The sequence below is a fragment of the Pseudonocardia sp. T1-2H genome, assembly GCF_038039215.1.
Taxonomy (GTDB): domain Bacteria; phylum Actinomycetota; class Actinomycetes; order Mycobacteriales; family Pseudonocardiaceae; genus Pseudonocardia.
In genome coordinates, this window is the sequence record NZ_JBBPCL010000001.1 from 3,627,449 (window position 1) to 3,645,006 (window position 17,558).

Below are 17,558 nucleotides of genomic sequence, written 5' to 3' on the forward strand. Positions count from 1 at the left end.
GTGGTTCGGTCGGGTCTAGATCTCGTCGATCGCGTCGACGTCGGGCAGCAGCGGGGCCAGCAGCGGCAGGTCCTCCAGCGAGGACAGCCCGAGCCGTTCGAGGAACAGCTCCGTGGTCCGGAACAAGGTGCCCTGGGTGGGGCCGTCGATCCCGGCCTCCTCCACGAGCCCGCGGGTCAGCAGGGTGCGCAGCACCCCGTCGCAGTTGACCCCGCGCACGGCCGCCACCCGCGCGCGCGTGACCGGTTGACGGTAGGCCACGACGGCGAGCGTCTCGAGAGCGGCCCTGGTCAGGCGGGCGCGCTGGCCGTCGAGAAGGAGCTTCTCGACGTAGGGCGCGTACAGGTCGCGGGTGTAGAACCGCCAGCCGTCCCCCACCCGGCGAAGATCGATCCCGCGGCCGGCGACGCGATAGCTCTCGGCGAGGCGGAGCAGCCCCTCCCGGACCCGGGCCACGGGCTGGTCCAACGCGGTGGCGAGGGCCTGGTCCTCCGTCGGCGCGTCCACGACCAGCAGCAACGCCTCGAGGGCGCCGTCGAACTCGTCGTCCCGGGCGAGGGCGGGCAGCTCGTCGAGGACGTCGATCCCGTCCGGATCGGTGGTCGGGTCGGTGCTGGTCACGCGTGTCTCACTCGCTGTCGGGGTCCGGCACGTTCTCCTCCGGGAACGATGCCGTCCACCGTACCGTCAGCTCCCCGAACGGCTCCGGCTGCTCGACGTGGATGCACTTCTCCCGGAACAGCTCCAGCACCGCCATGAACCGGGCGACGATCTCGATCGTCTCGCGACAGTCCTCGGTCAGCGTCGCGAACGTGGCCTCCCCCAGCTCGGCGAGGCGCTCGCGCAGGATCTGGGCGTGGTCGGCCACCGAGACCTGGTGGGAGTGCAGGTGGTCGACGCCGACGGTCGGCGGCGGCTTGGGCCGGAACACCGACGCCGCCATCTCGGCGAAGGTCGCGGCGTCGATCCCCAGCAGCACCTCGGGCAGGAGCTTCGCGAACCGGTCCTCCAGCGCGACCGAACGCGGGAAGCGGCGCAGCGCGGTCTTCTCCAGCTCGCCGAACATGACCGCGACCTGCTTGTACGCGCGGTACTGCAGCAGCCGGGCGAACAGCAGGTCCCGCGCCTCGAGCAGCGCGAGGTCGTCCTCGTTCTCCACCTCCGCGGACGGCAGCAGCCGGGCCGCCTTGAGGTCCAGCAGGGTGGCCGCGATGACGAGGAACTCGGTCGTCTCGTCCAGGTCGGCGTCGTCGCCGAGCAAGCGCAGGTGGGCGATGAAGTCGTCGGTGACCTTGTGCAACGCCATCTCGGTGACGTCCAGCTCGTGCTTGCCGATGAGCTGGAGCAGCAGGTCGAACGGGCCCTCGAAGTTGTGCAGCCGGACCGTGAACCGCGGAGCGGGCGGGGTCTGCTCCGGGAGACCCGGCTCGTTCTCGAGGATGGTCACCGGGCGATGACCTCGCGGGCCAGCATCCGGTAGGCCAGTGCCCCGCTGGACGTGGGCGCCCACGTGGTGATCGGCTCGCCGGCGACCGTGGTCTCCGGGAACCGGATCGTGCGGTTGATGACGGCGTCGAACACCTTGTCCCCGAACGCCTCCAGCACGCGCTGGTGCACCTCGCGGGTGTGCAGCGTGCGGGCGTCGAACATCGTGGCGAGGATGCCGATCAGCTCCAGGTCCGGGTTGAGCCGCTCCTTCACCTTGTCGATCGTGTCCATCAGCAGCGCGACGCCGCGGAGGCTGAAGAACTCGCACGCCAGCGGGATGAGCACCTTGTCCGCGCAGGCCAGCGCGTTGATCGTGAGCAGGCCCAGCGAGGGCTGGCAGTCGATCAGGATGACGTCGTAGTCGTCGAGGACGCTCTTGAGCGCCCGGCCCAGCGACTGCTCCCGGCCCACCTCGTTGACGAGCTGGACCTCCGCCGCGGACAGGTCGATGTTGCTGGGCAGCAGGTCCATGCCGTCGACCTTGGTGGGCTGGATGACGTCCTCGGCCTCGACGCCGCGCTCCATCAGCAGGTTGTAGATCGTCGTGTCGAGCTGGTGGGGCTGCACGCCCAGGCCCACGGACAGCGCGCCCTGGGGGTCGAAGTCCACCAGCAGCACCTTGCGGCCGTACTCGGCCAGCGCGGCACCCAGGTTGATGGTCGACGTGGTCTTGCCGACGCCGCCCTTCTGGTTCGCGATGGCAATGATCCGCGCCGGACCGTGCTGGGTCAGCGGCGCGGGCTCGGGCGCGCCCGTGTGGTGCCTCCCGATCGCCGGCACGACGACGTCGTCGATGCCGGTGTCGTCGGCGTACCCCTCGACCTCGGGCTCCGGTCCCGCCGCCGTCATGGCCGTGACCAGGCCCGATCCCCCGACCGCGACAGGGGGCTCGGCGGTCCGCGGCGTGTCCATGCGGGCTCCCGTCTCCTCGTGGGCGTCCCGGCCGGATCGTCGCCGGCGGTGCCTGCTCGTGTTGGCCCGCAGCGTAGGAAAGCCTCCTACGTGCGGCAACGCGCCTCGCCGTAGTCCGGCCAAGCGCTTTCGGCAACGCTACGCGGCGCACACGTGCGGGTGATCGCCGGATCCTGCCCGCCGCTCAGGAGTGGGCGACGGTGACGTCCCCGGTCGTGGAGCGGGCCGTGATGACCGCGTCGGCCCCCGGATCGTCCGCGACCCGGACGTCGACGCGCCCGACGGTCGTCCCCGCGTCGACCCGGTAGACGGGCCCGACCGGCACCAGGACCGTCACGTTCCCGGCCGTCGACTCGGCCTCCACCTGGGACGGAACGCCGGAGAAGGTCAGGTCGACGTCGCCTGCGGCGGCGTGCGCGGACGTCTTCTCCGCCCCGAGCCCGGTGCCCGAGACCGAGCCGGCCGCGGTCGAGAGCGAGTGGGCGCCGGTCAGGCCCTTGACGGCGATGTTCCCGGCCCCGAGCTGCACGCGGGTGGCGGTGGCGGCCGGCACCTCGACTGCCACGCCCACCGAGCAGGTCTCCGCCGGGCTCGGGCAGTGCACTGTGATCCGCAACACGTCGCCGTCGAGGGCCTCGGTGACCTCCGGCTCGGGGCCGGTCCAGCGGGCGGTGCGGTCGACCCTCGCGCCCGCGGTGGCGCCGGCGTGGAGGTCGACGTCGCCGGCATCGGAGAGGATCTCGACGCGGGAGACCGGGCCGTCGTGGGAGTTCGTGGTCGTCGCCGTGAGCACGTCGCCGCCGGTCTGCTCGACGGCCGCCGGGCCGATCGAGACGCCCTGGACGGAGCAGCCACCCGCCAGCAGCCCGGCGGCGAGGATCAGAAGGGGCCGACGAACGCGCATGGTGACGGAATGTATCGGAGCGGTCACCCCGGGAGATCAGCGGGCGCGGGCCCGCGGATGTGCCGTCGCGTAGACCTCGCGCAGCGCGTCGACGGTGACGTGCGTGTACACCTGCGTCGTCGTGACGGAGGCGTGCCCGAGCAGCTCCTGCACCACCCGGACGTCGGCGCCGCCGGCCAGCAGGTGCGTCGCGAAGCAGTGCCGCAGCGTGTGCGGGGAGACGTCCGTGCCCAGCCCGGAGACCTCGGCCGCGGAGCGCAACGTGTGCCAGGCGCTCTGCCGGGACAGCCGGGCGCCGCGGGCGTTCAGCAGCAGGGCCGGGGTGCCGCGGCCCCGCGCGGCGAGGTCCGGTCGGGACCGGACCCGGTAGGCGTCGACGGCCTCCAGTGCGGGCCGTCCGACCGGCACGATCCGCTGCTTGCCACCCTTGCCGCGCAGCAGCACCGTCCGGCTGGTCACGTCCAGGTCGTCGAGATCGATGCCGACGGCCTCGGAGATCCGCGCCCCGGTGGAGTAGAGGAGCTCGAGCAGTGCCCGGTCCCGCAACGGGACCGGTCCCTCGCCCGGGCAGCCGGCGAGGAGCTGGTCGACCTGGTCGATCGTCAGCGCCTTCGGCAGCCGCTTGGGCAACGCCGGCGGCGAGACCGCGTGCGCCACGTCGACGGGCACGAGCCCGTCCCGGGCGGCGAACCGGTGCAGGCCCCGGACCGCGGCGAGCGCCCGGGCCGCGGAGGACGCCGCGAGCGGCGTCTCCCCGCTGCGCAGCGCCACGACGAAGTCGCTGACGTCCCGCTCGCGGACCGCCGCGAGCTCGGCGATCCCCCGCGCGCGCAGGTGGTCGCGGTAGCGCTGCAGGTCGGTGGTGTAGGAGCGCAGCGTGTTCACCGAGCTTCCCCGCTCGACGGCCAGATGCGCCAGGAAGGCGTCCACGCATCCGTCCACCCCGTCGGCACCCACGCAGGCCATCCTGCCCCGACCGCACCGTGGATCCCCGCAACCACACCGCCCTGTGCGCGTGAAACCTCGTGAGAGCGAGGTTTCACGCGCACAACCCCTCCGACCTGCGAAGGCGGTCATCCGGGCACGCCGCCGGGGGTCGTGAGTGCGCAGCCTCGTTCTAGCGAGGCTGCGCACTCACAGGGAACAGGGAGGGCACTCACCGGAGGGCCGGGATGACCTCGCGCTCGAAGAGCTCGATCCCGGAGCGGTCGTAGGCGGCCTCCGGGAAGTAGAAGATCCCGTAGGTCATCCCGCGGTTCTTGAGGTCCGACAGCTTCTCGACGATCTGCTCCGGCGTCCCGTGGGCCGGCAGCCCGCGGATGGACGCGAGCTGGGTCTCGGCCTTCTCCTCGCCGACGTACGGCACGAGGCGGGCCTTGAGCTGCTCCAGCCGCTCGTCGGCCTCGGCCTGGGTGCGGCCGATCGCGACGTTGTAGTTGGCCGAGCGGACGATGGCGTCGAAGTCCGTCCCCACCTCGCGGCAGTGCTCGGCGAGGATCTCGGACTTGGCGGTGAACGTGCCCGGCGTCCCGGCGAAGTTGGTGTACCGCGCGTACTTCGCCGCGATCTTCAGCGTCACCTTCTCCCCGCCGCCCGCGATCCACAGCGGGATCCCGCCCTCCTGCAGCGGCTGCGGCTGCACGATCGCGCCGTCGACCTGGTAGTGCTTGCCGTGCAGGGTGGCCGTGCCCTTCTCCCACGCCTGCTTGAAGATCTGCACGCCCTCGTCGAGCATGCCGAGGCGGGTGCCGGCGGACGGGAAGCCGTAGCCGTAGGCCCGCCACTCGTGCTCGTACCACCCTGCGCCGATGCCCATCTCGATGCGGCCGCCGGAGATGACGTCCGCGGTGGCGGCGACCTTCGCCATGTACGCCGGGTTCCGGTAGGCCATGCAGGTGCACATCTGGCCGAGCCGGACCCGCTCCGTGACCGCCCCGAACGCGGACATCAGCGACCACGCCTCGTGCGTCGCCTGGTCCGTGGGGACGGGCACCGTGTGGAAGTGGTCGTAGACCCAGATCGACTCCCACGGGCCCGCGTCCGCGTGCTGCGCAAGCCCCTTCATCACGCCCCACTGCTCCGCGGGGTCGATGCCGACGAGGTCGTGCCGCCAGCCCTGGGGCACGAAGAGTCCGAATTGCATTCCAGCCATGGTGCTGAGACTACGACGGCCCGGGTCCTGGGACCCGGGCCGTCGTGAGCATTGCGAAAGATCAGGCGGGGCGACCTGCCCGCGCGTCGAGGCCGAGCATCGCGAGCAGCTCGGTGCAGTCCTCGAGATCGGTGGCCTGCCCCGCGACGACGCGCGCCGCCAGGCCGTTCTGGGTGTCGCAGCTCTCCTGGTACGCCGCCTGCGCCTCTGACCAGGTGTTACCCATGGTCCCGTCCTCATTGGTGGCGCGTCCGTGTCGGGCCCAGCTCATGTGCGGTTCTCCTCCGGCCGGCCGCATCAGCCCGGCCGACCTGGAGCATTCGTCAGCACGTGACCCTGCGGCGCGAACGCCGGGCGGCACCCTGCGCGGCGTGACGCCCGCGCACCGGGTTCTCGATGCCCACCCAACCTGACCTGCCCATACTACCCCGGATCGGTCCCGGGCAGGGCGCCGGGCACCCGAGTGCAATGTCTCATGACCGAGGCGGGTGACCGACCTCACCCCCACGAGCACGCCGTTTAAGGCGAGCGCCAGGGAGCCGCACCGTGACTTCCGGGGCCGGGGCGGGGCTCACTGCTCCTTGCGGGCCGCGAAGCGGGTGGGGCGGTCCGGCCACTCCGCGTCCGGTTTCCGGGTCGTCCCGTGGCCGTCCTCGATCACCCGGATCGCCAGGATCGACGCCACCGTCACCCCGTTGACGATCTCCCCGGACAGCACCATCGCCACGGCGTCGTCGAGCGGCATCCAGCGCAGCTCGAGGTCCGCCTCCTCGTCGTCGCCCAGCTCCGGGCGCTGCACCTCGGTGAGCCCGCGGGCCAGGAACGCCCGTACGGACTCGTCGGAGAACCCGGGCGACGGCACGACGTCGAGCAGCACGGACCAGTCCGACGCCTCGAGGCCGGCCTCCTCCCTGAGCTCGCGCGCGGCGGCCTCGACCGGGTCCTCGTCCGCCTGGTCCAGCAGGCCGGCCGGGAGCTCCCAGAGCCGGCGACGCACCGCATGGCGGTACTGGTAGATCATCATCAGCCGGTCGTCCTCGTCGAGCGCCGCGATCGCGACGGCGCCGGCGTGCTCCACGATCTCCCGCGTCGCGACCCGGCCCCCGGGCATGACGACGTGATCCGCCCGCAGCGCCATCACCCGTCCGACGTGCACGTCCTCCGACGACTCGACCGGGAAGGCGTGCTCCCCCGGCGTGATGCCGTGCCCGGACGCCGAACTCACGAGCGCCCCACGTCCGCGGTCTCGGCCGCCTTCTCGACCCGGGTGCCGTTCGGCCGCGGCGGGGTCTCGGCAGCCTTCTTCGACCGCGCCGGCAGCTCGACCGGCAGCCGCTCCGCGGCTCGGTACCGCAGCGCCGCCTTGACGAACGCCGCGAACAGCGGGTGCGGCCGCGTGGGACGGCTCTTCAGCTCCGGGTGCGCCTGCGTGCCCACGTAGAACGGGTGCACGTCGGCGGGCAGCTCGACGAACTCGACGAGCTTCCCGTCCGGCGACGTCCCGCCGAACACCAGCCCGGCCTCGGCGAGCCGCTCCCGGTAGGCGTTGTTGACCTCGTAGCGGTGCCGGTGCCGCTCGGTCACCTCGCGTGCGCCGTACGCCCCGGCGACCACCGTGCCCTCGCCGAGCTTGGCCGGGTAGGAGCCCAGGCGCATCGTGCCGCCCATGTCCCGCTCGCCCGCGACGACGTCGACCTGCTCGGCCATCGTCGAGATCACCGGATGCGGGGTGCGCGGGTCGAACTCGGTGGAGCTGGCGTCCTTCAGGCCGGCCAGGTTGCGCGCGGCCTCGATCACCATGCACTGCAGGCCGAGGCACAGGCCGAGGACCGGGATGCCGTGGGTGCGGGCGTGCTGCAACGCGCCGAGCTTGCCCTCGATGCCGCGGATGCCGAAGCCGCCGGGGATGAGGATGCCGTCCACGCCGTCGAGCGCGGCCAGCGCGCCGGCGGGGAGCTCGCACTCGTCCGAAGGGATCCACAGGACCTCGACGCGTGCCCGGTGGGCAAACCCGCCCGCGCGCAGCGCCTCGGTGACCGAGAGGTAGGCGTCCGGGAGGTCCACGTACTTGCCGACCAGCGCGATCCGCACCGTCTCGTCGGGGTGATGGACGCGGTCCAGCAGGTCGCCCCAGACCGTCCAGTCGACGTCCCGGAAGGGCAGGCCCAGGCGGCGCACGACGTAGGCGTCGAGGCCCTCCTTGTGCAGCACCCGCGGGATGTCGTAGATGGACGGCGCGTCCGGGGCTGCCGCGACGCCGTCGAGCTCGACGTCGCACATCAGGGAGATCTTGCGCTTCATGGCGTCCGGGATGTCCCGGTCCGCCCGCAGGACCAGCGCGTCCGGCTGGATACCGATGTTGCGGAGCGCGGCGACGGAGTGCTGGGTCGGCTTGGTCTTCAGCTCGCCCGACGGCGCCAGGTACGGCACCAGCGAGACGTGCAGGAAGAAGCAGTTGTCCCGGCCGACCTCGTGCCGGACCTGGCGGGCCGCCTCGACGAACGGCAGCGACTCGATGTCGCCGATGGTGCCGCCGACCTCGGTGATGACGACGTCCGGGGTGATCCCGTCCTCGTCCGGCTCCGCCATCGCGAGGATGCGGTCCTTGATCTCGTTGGTGATGTGCGGGATGACCTGGACGGTGTCCCCGAGGTACTCGCCGCGGCGCTCCTTGGCGATGACCTCGGAGTAGACCTGCCCGGTGGTCACGTTGGCCCGACCGTGCAGGTTGCGGTCCAGGAACCGCTCGTAGTGACCGACGTCGAGGTCGGTCTCCGCGCCGTCCTCGGTGACGAACACCTCTCCGTGCTGGAAGGGGTTCATCGTGCCGGGATCGACGTTCAGATAGGGGTCGAGCTTCTGCATGGTGACCCGGAGCCCGCGTGAGGTGAGCAACTGGCCCAGGCTCGACGCGGTGAGGCCTTTACCCAGCGAGGACGCGACCCCGCCGGTGACGAACAGATGACGGGTCGCGCGTGTCTGCACGGGATTTCAGGTTACCCGCACCCCGCCGGTGCCTGCCCACCGGGCGGGTGTGCGCCGGTGGGTTTCACCCGATCCGTGCACGAACGGCACTCTCGCTCAGCAGGTCTGGCGAGAGTGCCGATCGCGGGAGATCGACAGGGGTCAAACCCCCGGCGCGGCGCCGCCCTTCGCGTTCTCCGCGGAGCCGTAGCTGCCGGCCTTGCCGTCGAGCTGCTCCTTCAGGGCCAGGACTGTGGCGACCCGGCCGGAGCCGGTCTGCACGTCGTCGATCGTGGAGAGCCCCGCCGTCGACGGGCCGTCGGCGCGCGCGACGCCCACCGGCCCGGTCGAGCCCGCCGAGCCCTCCCGCCCGGCGAGCACGGCGCCCGCGCCGGAGCGGTCGAGCTGGGCGGCGAGCCGCGCGGTCACCGCGGCCGCGTCCCCGGCGTCGACGCCCTCGAGCGCTCCCCCGGTCAGCACGACGACCAGGTCGGCCGGCTGCGGCGCGGTGCCGGGCGTGACGAACCCGGCGCCGGTCAGCCCGCTGAGGACGGCCGTCGCCTGGTCCGGCGTCACCTGGCCGCCGCCCTTGACCAGGATCCCGGAGAGCAGGCCGCCGACGAGGCTGCCGGTGTCCGAGGCGGCGGGCAGCTGCGCGCCGGCCGGGAGCAGCCGGGAGGTCAGCTCGTTGAGCTGGTCCGCGCGGGCCGGGTCCCCGACGGCGTCGGTCAGCGCGACGGTGCCGGTGACCTTCCCGCCCGCCTGCCCGACGAGATCGGCGACGGCGTCCGCGTCCGCCCGGGATCCCCCGGCGTCGACGAGCGCAACGGTCTTGTTGGTGAGCAGCCCGCTCACGGCGGCCGGGGCGACGCGCGCCGCGAACTGGTCCGCCGCACCCTGCTGGGCCACCAGCGCGTCGCGCTCGGCCGTCAGCCGGGTGACCTGTGTCCCGAGGTCGTCGCGCTGCGCGGAGACGGCCGAGAGCAGCCGGTCCGACAGGCCGCTCGCCCCCAGGACGACACCGACCGCGAGCGCGAGGAACACCGCCGCGATGGAGATCGCGTGGTAGCGCATCGAGATCACCGTACGAACCAACCCTTGATCGTCTCGAAGAGGCCCAGCCCGAGGTTCGTGACCCACGCGACGACCGCGTCGCCGGCGTCGGACACCAGCAGCGCCGCGACCACCGCGACGATCGCGGCGCCGAGCAGCAGGAGGAGCGCGCCGGTGGAGATGCGGCTGCGGTACAGCTGGGCGATGACCTGCCCGTCGACGAGCGTGCCGCCGGTCTGCAGGCGGGTCAGGAACGTGGAGGCGTTGGAGCCGGACCGGCCGCGGTCCAGGAACTCGGCCATTGTCGCGGACAGCCCGACCGTCACGATCATCGACGCGCCGTGGTGGTGGGCCAGCAGCAGCGCGAGGTCCTCGGCGTTGGCCGAGCTGGGGAACGTCACCGCGCTCGCGCCGAGGTCCTGCACCCGGTGCAGGCCGGGCGCGTGCCCGTCCGCGAACGCCGGGACGACGACGTCCGCGCCGCTGGTCAGGGCCTCCGTGGAGACGTCCGCCGGATCCCCCACGATCAGGTGCGGCTTGTGCCCGGCGGACATCAGCGCATCCGCGCCGGCGCCGACCCCGACGAGGACCGGCTGGTACTCCTTGATGTAGTTCTTCAGCTTCACCAGCTCGGGCACGTGGTCGAACCCGGCCGCGACGACCAGCACCTGCTTGCCGGCCAGGGACACGTCGACCTTCGGGACGCCGTGTCCGTCGAGCAGCAGCGCACGCTCCTGGCGCATGAACTCGATGGTGTTGGCGGCGAACGCCTCGAGCTGGTGGGTGAGCCCGGACTTGGCCTCGACCAGTGCGTCCGCGACGGAGTCCGTGGTCTGCACCGAGCCCCGGGCCAGCTCCACCTCACCGGCGTAGACGACGCCGTCGTGCAGCCGGATCCGCGTCCCGTCCTTGATCGCGTGCATCCCCTCGGCCCCCACGCCGTCCAGCAGCGGGATGCCGGCGTCCATCAGGGCCTCGGGGCCGAGGTTGGGGAACCGTCCCGAGATCGACGGCGACGCGTTGACGACGGCGGCGACCTCGGCCGCGACGAGAGCGTCGGCGGTCGCGCGGTCCATGTCGATCTGGTCCAGCACGGCGATCTCGCCGGGGCGCAGCCTGCGCAGCAAGGAGTCGGTGCGACGGTCGACCCGGGCCACGCCGGCAAGGCCGGGCAGCTCGGGGCGCGAGCGGTGCAGCAGCCCGGAGAGCTTCATGGGGGGCACTGTGACATTCGGGACGCGTGGTGCGGCGAAGGCACGCCGAGGGGAGGCCGCACCGTCACCGTCCCGAACGACCACACCGGCCGCGAGTTGCGGTCAGCGGCGCCGTGTGCATGCGGGCTTGCGGTCCGACTCCCGGTGGGCCCGGGCGGCGGCGAGCAGCTCCTCGGCGTGCGCCCGGCCGGTGTCCGTGTCGTCCAGACCGGCGAGCATCCGGGCCAGCTCGACGATCCGGTCCGCGTCCTGAAGCGTCCGCACGCTGCTGCGGGTCACCCCTTCGCCCCGCTTCTTCTGCACGACGAGGTGCCGGTCCGCGTAGGCCGCCACCTGCGGCAGGTGCGTCACGACGATCACCTGGTGGCGGGCCGCGAGCCTGGCCAGCCGCCGGCCGATCTCGACCGCCGCGCGGCCGCCCACCCCGGCGTCGACCTCGTCGAACACCATCGTCGGTACCGGGTCCGCCCCCGCGAGGGCGACCTCCAGGGCCAGCATCACGCGGGACAGCTCGCCGCCGGATGCGCCCTTGTGCAGCGGCTGCGGCTGCGAACCGGGATGCGGGACGAGCCGGAGCTCCACCTCGTCCACCCCGTCGGTCCCGGCCACCACGTACTCGCCGTCGACGAGCAGGGCGTCGTTGGCGTCCGGGCCCGAGGCCGCGCGGGGCGCGACCGACACGTGCAGCTCGGCATCCTTCATCGCGAGCCCGGACAGCTCCGCGGTGGTGTCCGCGGCGAGCCGCCCGGCGGCCTCGGCGCGCGCCGCGGAGAGCGCGACCGCGTGCCCGGCGAGGTCCGTGGCCAGCGCATCCCGTCGCGCGGCCAGTGCCGCGAGCGCCTCGTCGGACGTGTCCAGCCCGGCCAGCCGCTCCCGGGCGTTCGCCGCCCACTCGAGCACGCCGTCCGTGTCCGCCGCGTACTTGCGGGTCAGGGCCTTGAGCTCGGCCTGCCGCGACAGGACGACGGCGAGCCGCTCCGGGTCCGCGTCGAGGCGGTCCAGGTAGCCGCCCAGCTCCCCCGCCACGTCCGTCAGCACCGCGAGCGCCTCGCCGAGCCGCGGGTCCAGCACCGCGAGCTCCGGGTCCCCGGAGGCCTGCAGCCGGTTCCGCGCCTCGCCGACGAGCCCGACGGCGCCCGGGCTCTCCCCGTCGTCCGAACCGGCGAGCACCGCGCGCGCCAGCCCGGCGGCCTCGCGCAGGTCGTCCGCCTCGGCGAGCCGCTTGCCCTGTTCGACGAGCTTCCCGGTCCTCGCCCGGCTGCGGGTCCACGGACTCGATCTCGGTGAGCCCGAGCCGGAGCATGTCCGCCTCCTGGGCCAGCCGCCGCGCGCCGTCCCGCCTCTCGACCAGCTCGGCGCCGACCTTCAGCCATTCCGCGCGGGTCTCCCGGTAGGCGGCCAGCGGCTTGGCGACGGCGTCCCCGGCGTAGCGGTCCAGCAGCGCGCGCTGGTCCGCCGTCCGGAGCAGCCGGAGCTGGTCGTTCTGGCCGTGGACGGCGAGCGTCGCCTCCGCGAGCCGGCCCAGCACCCCGACGGGCACCGAACGGCCCCCGAGGTGCGCGCGGGACCGCCCGTCCGCCGACACCGTGCGGACCGCGATCAGCGTGCCGTCCTCGTCGACGTCCGCCGCGACCTCCTCGGCCAGCGCCAGTGCCGACGTCCCCGCGTCCTCGAACCTGCCCTCGACCACCGCACGCGGCTTGCCCTCGGACACCCGGGACGCCTCGGCCCGGCCCCCGCCGAGCAGGGACAGCCCGGTGACCACCATCGTCTTGCCCGCGCCCGTCTCACCGGTCAGCACCGTGAGGCCGGGGTCCAGTTCCAGCGTGGCGTCGTCGATCACGCCGAGGCCCTGGATGCGCATCTCGGCCAGCATGGGGCGCACGATACGGCGCGGGTCCGACAGCCCGGGGCGGAACACCCCGAAGTCCTCCTCAGTGGTCCTCGTCCGGAGCTCCGCGCCAGCCGCGAACCGGCAGGTCGAACTTGCGGACCAACCGGTCGGCGAACGGCTGCGCCGCCAGGCGCACCATCCGGACCGGGTCCTTCCCGCGGGTCAGCTCGACGCGCGCGCCGGGCGGCAGCACGAACGTCCGGCGACCGTCGCAGTCCAGCAGGGCGGGTGGGCCCGAGGCGGCGATCTCGATGGCGACCTCGCTGTCCGGGGAGATCACCATCGGCCGCGCGAACAGGGCGTGCGCGTTGCTCGGCACCAGCAGCAGCGCCTCGACCTGCGGCCAGATCAGCGGGCCGCCCGCGGAGAACGCGTAGGCCGTCGACCCGGTCGGGGTGGCGCAGATGACGCCGTCGCAGCCGAACGCCGAGACCGGCCGCCCGTCGACCTCGAGCACGACCTCCAGGATCCGCTCGCGCGAGCCCTTCTCGACGACCGCCTCGTTCAGCGCCCACGTCCGCGCGACGATGTCGCCGTCGACCCGGACCGCGGCGTCGACCGTCATCCGCTCCTCGACCTCGTAGTTCTTGTCGACGAGCGCCGCGAGCGCCTCGTCCAGGGACTCCTGCTCGGCCTCGGCGAGGAACCCGACGTGCCCGAGGTTGACCCCGAGCAGCGGGACCTGCGCCGCCCGGGCCAGGTCCGCGGCGCGCAGCAGCGTGCCGTCCCCGCCGAGGACGAGCACGGCCTCGGTCTCCGCCGCGCACGCGGGTGTGCCGTCGACGACCTTGGGTTCCATCCCCGGGGGCAGCGACGAGCCGTTGCCCACCTCGGCCCACTCGTCCGCGAGGACGCGGAGCCGGATGCCGTCGTCGGCCAGCCGTTTCGCGACCGCGGCCGCCACCCGCCGGTTGGTCTCCCGACCGGCGTGCAGCACCACCAGCAACTCCCTCACGCGGGTCCCTCCGCCACGGCCCTCGCCAAGGCCTGGTCGCCCACGTCGTCGCCGGTCCGGGACAGCCGCAGGAAGAACTCCACGTTGCCCGACGGTCCGGGCAGCGGGCTCGCCACGGCGCCCAGCAGGACGAGCCCATGGCCGCGCGCCGCGGCGGCGACCTCGGTGAGCGCGGCCAGCCGCAGTTGCGGGTCCCGCACCACGCCGCCCGCGCCGAGCCGTTCCTTGCCCACCTCGAACTGCGGTTTCACCATCGGCAGCAGGGTGCCCGTGTCCGTCGTGCACGCGACGAGCGCCGGCAGCACCGTGCGCAGCGAGATGAACGACAGGTCGGTGACCGTCAGGTCCGCCGCACCGCCGATGGCCTCCGGGGTGAGCGCCCGGACGTTGGTGCGGTCGTGGACGTGCACCCGCTCGTCGGACTGCAGGCGCCACACGAGCTGTCCGTACCCGACGTCGACGGCGACGACCTCGCGCGCCCCGCGGGTGAGCAGCACGTCGGTGAAGCCTCCGGTGGAAGCCCCGGCGTCGAGACAGCGCGTGCCCTCGACGACGACGTCCGGGAACGCGTCCAGGGCCCCGAGCAGCTTCTTCGCGCCGCGCGACGCCCAGTCCGGCTCGTCCGACACCTTCTCGACCTCGACGGGGGTCGCGCGGTCCACGAACGTCGCGGGCTTCGCGGCGGGCATGCCGTTCACGGTGACCCGGCCGGCCGCGATCAGTTCGGCGGCCTGCTGCCGGGAGCGGGCGAGTTTGCGACGGACGAGTTCGGCGTCCAGCCGGGCACGGGTCGGCACTGCGGTGATCCGGTCAGGCCTGGGGCCGGCCGGCCGCGAGAGCCGCGCCCAGTGCGGCGTGCACCCGCTCGAACGCCGCGACGTGCTCCGACGCCGGGGTGCCGGCCAGACCGTCCAGCGCCGCCATGGCCGCGTCGACCTCGCCGCGGACGGCCTCGATCGGCCGGGCGGCGACCGGGCGGGGGTCGCCCGGGCGCGGGGACGGGTTGGGGTACGTCATGGTCGGCGGCTCCGTGATCGGGACGTGCGGGATCGGGCGTCGGCCGTCACGGTAGTCGAGGGGCCCGACGGTCGGCCGGTCATCCCGAGGCGAGCTTCAGGGTCGCGAGGACCTTCGCCGCCGCATCCCCCTCGGCGCGGACCGCGGCGGGGCCTCCGCCCGACGCCCAGTGCGCACCGCAGAGAGCCCTCAGCGCGTCCAGCTCGGGCTCCGGCGAGCCGTCGCCGTCGCCGGTCAGGACCAGGTCGTCGGTCACCTGCCAGCCCGGCCGCGGGCCGGGAGCCAGCTCGTCCGCGGGGCGGGTGAGGGAGGACAGGTCCGCGGCGAGGTACGCGGGCCGCTGGTTCTCCGGCGCCGCCAGCACGTCCGCCGGGGTGGACACCCCGGTGAGGACGAGCAGGGTCGGGAGCCCGACGGCGTTGCCGCCGGCGATGTCCGTGTCCAGCCGGTCCCCCACGACGAGGCCCCGCTCGGCGCCCGTCGCGTCAGCCGCCTCCTGGATCAGCCGCGGTGCGGGCTTGCCCGCCACCTGCGGCTCCTTCCCGCTCGCGATCCGCACGACCCCGACCATCGACCCGTTGCCGGGCATCGGGCCGCGCTCCGTGGGCAGCGTCGGATCGACGTTCGTGGCGACCCAGAGGGCACCGCCGCGTACGGCGGCGGTGGCCTCGGCGAGCTGGCGCCAGCCGGTGTCCGGGGAGTGTCCCTGGACGACGGCGTCCGCCCCCTCGGCGGTGTCCGTGACGGTCAGCCCGCGACCCGTGACCTCCTCGACCAACGCCACCGTGCCCACCACCAGCACCGACGCCCCGGCCGGCAGCTGTTCGGCGAGCATCGCCGCGCCGGCCTGGGAGCTGGTGCGCACGTCGTCGGTCGCCGCCGGGAAGCCGAGCTCGGCCAGGTGCGCCGCGACCTCCGACGGCCGCCGCGACGCGTTGTTCGTGACGTAGGCGGTGCGGACGCCGCGGGCGGCCGCGTTCACGACCGCCTCGACGGCGCCCGGTACGGCGTCCTTGCCCGCGTAGAGGGTGCCGTCGAGATCGGCCAGAAGGACGTCGTGCCGGGCGAGGAGGTCGTCGGTCACGGGGTGGGGCCGCCGTCGGGGGTGTCGGCGGAAGGGTCCGCCCTGTCCTCGGACGTCTCGTCCGTGGCCTCCTCGTCGGCGGCTGCCGCGTCCGCGGTCGTCTCCGGCTCAGCCGGCGCCGCTCCGTCCGTGTCCGTGTCCGCGGCGAGGTCCTCGCCGGCCGACGCCTCGATGTCGACGACGTCGTCGGCATCCTCGTCGCTCGGCGGGTCGGCGAGCCCCGATTCGTCCGCGTCGTCGAGCTCGGCGTCGTCGTCGAGCTCGGCATCGGCGAGCTCCGGATCGTCGAGCTCGGCGTCCTCGGGCGGGACGGTGTCGTCCGCCTCGTCCTCGTCCTCGTCCGTCTCGTCGGCGACCTCCGCGTCCGTCGCCTCACCGGCGACAGCCGCCGCCGAGGCCCGCTGCTCCGGAGCGTTCTCCTCGACGCCGAAGACGATGTCGTCCTCGTCGTCCTCCGGGAGGTCCTCACCGGTCAGCTCGGCGATGCGGCTGAGCGCGTCCGTCTCGCCGTCCGTGTCCGCATCCGCCGCGTGGACGAACCACTGCACCGCGTCCGACTCGCGGCCGGCGGCGAGCAGGTTGTCCGCGTAGGCGTAGAAGAGCCGCGAGCTCCAGGGCTCCCGCCGCTTCGGGTCCAGGTCCTCGACCTGCAGCCCGACGACGGCGGCCTCGATCTCGCCGAGGTCCCGCCGCGCACCGGCGGCGACGATGGCGAGCTCGATCCGGTCGGCCCGGTCCAGTTCCTTCACCTCGGGACCGCGGGCCAGCTCGAGCGCCCGCTCCGGGCGGCCGAGGGCCCGCTCGATGTCCGCCATGACGGCGATGTGCCCCGGACCGCCACCCATCCGGCGGGCTGCACGCAGCTCGCCGAGGGCCTCGTTCCACTCGCCCGCGTGGTAGGCCACGATGCCCGCGGCCTCCCGCACGACGGCGATCCGCGACGCGCGGCGACGTGCGTAGCGGGCGTGCTCGAGGGCGCGCTCCGGCTCCTCGTCGACGAGCATCCCGGCGGCGACGAGGTGCCGCGCGACCTTCTCCGCGGTCTCCTTCTGGAGGCCCCGCAGGTCACGGCGCACCTCGGTGTCCAGTTCGCCCGCCTTGATCTCGTCCGGCAGGCGTGGCTCGGCCACGAACCCGGGCTCGGCGGATGCCTGCGCGAGCCGCGAGGGCTCGTCGCGGCGGAATCCGCCGCGGTCGTCCCTGCCGCGGTCGGCTCTGCCCCGGTCGCCGCCGGGCCGTTCGCTCCGGCGGTCTCCTCCGGGCCGGTCCCCACGGTCCCGGCCACCGGCGGCACCGCCGCGCCGCTCGCCGGACCGGGAGAACCCACCGGGACCACCACGCTCGCCGGCGCGCTGCGGACGGTCGCCGCGGGGCCCGCTGTCGCGGCGTTCGCCGCGGTCTGCCGGGCCGCGACGGTCCTGCGCGCCCCGGTCGTCCGAGCTCCGGTCCTCGCGGTCCTGGTGGCGAGGGCGGTCGTCCCCGCGGTAGCCGGAGGAACGGTCCTCCCGCGGCCTGTCGTAGCGGGGCTTGTCGTAGCGGGGCCGGTCGCTTCCGGGTCCGCCGCCGCGAGGCCGGTCGCCCCCGGGCCTGTCGGCAGGAGATCGGTCGTACCGCGGCTTGTCCTCACGCGGCCGATCGTCCCTGGAACGCTCGTACCGCGGCGCGTCGTCGCGAGAACGCCCGTAGCGGGGGCTGTCGCCCTGTGAACGGTCCGAAGACCGGCTCCCGTAGGACCGCTCGCCGCCCTGGCGCTCGTCCCGCCGGGAGTCACCAGGCCGGTCGTCCGGACGCTGGTGGCCGCCCCTGGAACCCCCGGAGCGGTCGTCCCGCGAGTAGGTGCCGCGCCCCTCCCGGTCGCGGTCCTGCCACGAGGTGCGGGGGCGGTCTCCACCGCGATCCGTCCCGCGGTCGCTGGAGGAGC

The 17,558-nt window shown here is 73.9% G+C and carries 16 protein-coding genes and 1 pseudogene; all 17 read right to left on the bottom strand.

Annotated features, from left to right (window positions below; all coding sequences use genetic code 11):
* Nucleotides 1-15: 15 nt before the first annotated feature.
* The 17 genes and pseudogenes from scpB to WBK50_RS18000 all read right to left on the bottom strand — a co-directional run bounded on the left by scpB (nt 16) and on the right by WBK50_RS18000 (nt 16,767).
* Nucleotides 16-621 carry an SMC-Scp complex subunit ScpB gene (gene scpB / locus WBK50_RS17920; protein ID WP_445942270.1) on the bottom strand — a complete coding sequence of 202 codons (606 nt, stop codon included), beginning with the start codon at nt 619-621 and terminating at the stop codon, nt 16-18.
* A 7-nt stretch (nt 622-628) separates the two neighbouring features.
* Nucleotides 629-1,447, bottom strand: a complete 819-nt coding sequence (locus tag WBK50_RS17925; protein ID WP_341336722.1) for a segregation and condensation protein A — start codon at nt 1,445-1,447, stop codon at nt 629-631.
* Nucleotides 1,444-2,400, bottom strand: a complete 957-nt coding sequence (locus tag WBK50_RS17930; protein WP_341336723.1) for a ParA family protein — start codon at nt 2,398-2,400, stop codon at nt 1,444-1,446. The genes WBK50_RS17925 and WBK50_RS17930 overlap by 4 nt, the downstream gene beginning before the upstream one ends.
* Nucleotides 2,401-2,584: 184 nt before the next feature.
* Nucleotides 2,585-3,304, bottom strand: a complete 720-nt coding sequence (locus WBK50_RS17935) for a DUF4097 family beta strand repeat-containing protein (protein WP_341336724.1) — start codon at nt 3,302-3,304, stop codon at nt 2,585-2,587.
* A 36-nt stretch (nt 3,305-3,340) separates the two neighbouring features.
* Entirely contained in the window at nt 3,341-4,270 is a 930-nt protein-coding gene (xerD, locus tag WBK50_RS17940) for a site-specific tyrosine recombinase XerD (protein ID WP_341336725.1), read from the bottom strand.
* A 190-nt stretch (nt 4,271-4,460) separates the two neighbouring features.
* The gene (locus WBK50_RS17945; RefSeq protein ID WP_341336726.1) at nt 4,461-5,447 is read right to left on the bottom strand and encodes an LLM class F420-dependent oxidoreductase; all 987 of its coding nucleotides are present in this window, start codon (nt 5,445-5,447) and stop codon (nt 4,461-4,463) included.
* 70 nt (nt 5,448-5,517) lie between these two features.
* Complete coding sequence (locus WBK50_RS17950; protein ID WP_297498140.1) at nt 5,518-5,727, bottom strand: hypothetical protein; 210 nt, start codon at nt 5,725-5,727, stop codon at nt 5,518-5,520.
* Nucleotides 5,728-6,027: 300 nt separating this feature from the next.
* On the bottom strand, nt 6,028-6,594 hold the full coding sequence (locus WBK50_RS17955; protein ID WP_341339425.1) for an NUDIX hydrolase: 567 nt from the start codon (nt 6,592-6,594) through the stop codon (nt 6,028-6,030).
* Between the two features lie 83 nt (nt 6,595-6,677).
* The gene (locus WBK50_RS17960; RefSeq protein WP_341336727.1) at nt 6,678-8,441 is read right to left on the bottom strand and encodes a CTP synthase; all 1,764 of its coding nucleotides are present in this window, start codon (nt 8,439-8,441) and stop codon (nt 6,678-6,680) included.
* A gap of 141 nt (nt 8,442-8,582) precedes the next feature.
* Nucleotides 8,583-9,503, bottom strand: coding sequence for a copper transporter (locus WBK50_RS17965; RefSeq protein WP_341339426.1), 921 nt, complete (start codon nt 9,501-9,503; stop codon nt 8,583-8,585).
* Nucleotides 9,500-10,687, bottom strand: coding sequence for a putative cytokinetic ring protein SteA (steA, locus tag WBK50_RS17970; protein ID WP_341336728.1), 1,188 nt, complete (start codon nt 10,685-10,687; stop codon nt 9,500-9,502). Before steA ends, WBK50_RS17965 begins: the two co-directional genes overlap by 4 nt.
* Before the next feature lie 102 nt (nt 10,688-10,789).
* Nucleotides 10,790-12,563: pseudogene (gene recN, locus WBK50_RS17975) on the bottom strand (DNA repair protein RecN).
* A 58-nt stretch (nt 12,564-12,621) separates the two neighbouring features.
* Nucleotides 12,622-13,536 carry an NAD kinase gene (locus tag WBK50_RS17980; RefSeq protein ID WP_341336729.1) on the bottom strand — a complete coding sequence of 305 codons (915 nt, stop codon included), beginning with the start codon at nt 13,534-13,536 and terminating at the stop codon, nt 12,622-12,624.
* Nucleotides 13,533-14,333 carry a TlyA family RNA methyltransferase gene (locus WBK50_RS17985; RefSeq protein WP_341336731.1) on the bottom strand — a complete coding sequence of 267 codons (801 nt, stop codon included), beginning with the start codon at nt 14,331-14,333 and terminating at the stop codon, nt 13,533-13,535. Before WBK50_RS17985 ends, WBK50_RS17980 begins: the two co-directional genes overlap by 4 nt.
* Before the next feature lie 13 nt (nt 14,334-14,346).
* Nucleotides 14,347-14,553, bottom strand: a complete 207-nt coding sequence (locus WBK50_RS17990) for a hypothetical protein (RefSeq protein ID WP_341336732.1) — start codon at nt 14,551-14,553, stop codon at nt 14,347-14,349.
* A gap of 79 nt (nt 14,554-14,632) precedes the next feature.
* Nucleotides 14,633-15,637 carry an HAD-IIA family hydrolase gene (locus WBK50_RS17995; protein WP_341336733.1) on the bottom strand — a complete coding sequence of 335 codons (1,005 nt, stop codon included), beginning with the start codon at nt 15,635-15,637 and terminating at the stop codon, nt 14,633-14,635.
* Nucleotides 15,634-16,767, bottom strand: a complete 1,134-nt coding sequence (locus tag WBK50_RS18000) for a hypothetical protein (RefSeq protein ID WP_341336734.1) — start codon at nt 16,765-16,767, stop codon at nt 15,634-15,636. The genes WBK50_RS17995 and WBK50_RS18000 overlap by 4 nt, the downstream gene beginning before the upstream one ends.
* Nucleotides 16,768-17,558: the final 791 nt, after the last annotated feature.